Consider the following 1,517-nt stretch of genomic DNA (forward strand, 5'->3'; position numbering starts at 1 on the left):
AAAAAGATAATTGGTGAATTATATCATTCAGACCAATCTGTTTAAGAGCTAAATAGAAAGCATATTATATCAAAAGTAAAATAAAGAAAAGTTCTCCTATATAACTCAGGAACAAATTTAAATACATCTTTTTTACAATAATGTGATATTATTGTATATATTATTAATTTTCAAAAAGGAGGCAAATACAATGGACACAGTACTATTAAATATCGGAATAAGTATGCTCATTGGTATAATTTTTATCTTGTCTGGATTAATGTTACTCTATAAACCGCCAAAAGATATTAATGGGCTATATGGTTATCGAACTAAGCGTTCAATGAAAAACATGACTCTTTGGAAAGAAGGCAATGAATATAGCGCTAAATTGTTGATTAAATATGGTGTATTAATTTTATTATTAGGAAGTGTATTAAGTTTTTTAGTTAAAAGAACTGAGTATGCTCTTCTTTCAATTGTTAGTTTGATGGTAATGCTGGCAATTTTTATAATACTAAGAGTCGAAAAGAGATTAAAACACCTAGAAAAAACTTCCGACACTGACCTAATATAATGAGACAACCCTAACTATTCATAGAGAAGATTCTTATCCAAAAATAAACCACGAAATGAATAGGATTTTGAAATCCGAGTTCATTTCGTGGTTTTGCTTTTCAATTTTCACATTAATCTCGGCAGATGAAGCTGAAATTTAAAATAATTAAGCATCATAGTCGAAAAACGGGCAGACTACTCCCTTGTATCTATCCGAATTTTAAAAATAAGAATTTAGTCTTCTGCTTTTATTGTATTTGGACTCGCAGTTGTTGGATATTCTGTAATGTTTGCCAAAAGACCTCTTTTTATAAACAACTACTACATAATTTGCAGGTAATGTAACGAGCAGAACGCGTCACTTTTCCTGCAATTTTGATGAGTTGACCGCGGATTGTTTCCATCGTTTGATTGCGCACTTTTTTTAGTAAACACATTCTCCGAAACCAATTATGAAAGTTATAGGCCAACACCGCCATTTGGAGACGTTTGCATTTGTTTTTTGTGAATGGCTGCTTAACCAATCAAACGCAAATCCATTTTTACCCTCTTTGATAAAGTTCTCCATTGCGCCACGGTTTTGATAGATGTTCATAATATTTTTAGTATTTGCGGTAAGGTTTGTCACGATAAATGTATAGGTACATAAGAGTTCATCTGCCGGTTTTTCTAGCTTGGTGACGACTCTTCTTGCTGTTTCCCACGAGGCTGCCTTGTAGCTTATTTCTTTATAAAAAACACTAGGTTCCAATGTTACGTCCAGATTTTTCGTTATCTGAGCCTCTAATTCTTGTGCGAAGCTATTTAACTTGGCATTGGCTTTTAGTCGAATGACAAAATAAACCTCATACTTTTCACATAACTTGTACAGTTCGGGTGTTGCAAAGCCACTATCTGCACGAATAATGATGGGACAGTGAGGATAGCGGTCTTTAAAATGAATGAGAACAGGCTCCAAAAAAGCTACCACACCTTTAGAC

The 1,517-nt window shown here is 33.3% G+C and carries 1 protein-coding gene and 1 pseudogene; one reads left to right on the forward strand and one right to left on the reverse strand.

The window, feature by feature from the left end; translation table 11 throughout:
• Window positions 1-190: 190 nt before the first annotated feature.
• Complete coding sequence (locus tag JFL43_RS09740; protein WP_200748902.1) at window positions 191-556, forward strand: SdpI family protein; 366 nt, start codon at window positions 191-193, stop codon at window positions 554-556.
• A gap of 289 nt (window positions 557-845) precedes the next feature.
• Here JFL43_RS09740 and JFL43_RS09750 read toward each other — a convergent pair.
• A pseudogene (locus JFL43_RS09750) lies at window positions 846-1,507 on the reverse strand (IS1380 family transposase).
• Between the last annotated feature and the right edge of the window lie 10 nt (window positions 1,508-1,517).

The organism is Viridibacillus soli, assembly GCF_016612995.1.
Taxonomy (GTDB): domain Bacteria; phylum Bacillota; class Bacilli; order Bacillales_A; family Planococcaceae; genus Viridibacillus; species Viridibacillus soli.

Coding starts and splice junctions, on each gene's coding strand:
- JFL43_RS09740 (WP_200748902.1), top strand. CDS start 191: ATGGACACAGTACTATTAAATATCGGAATAAGTATGCTCATTGGTATA.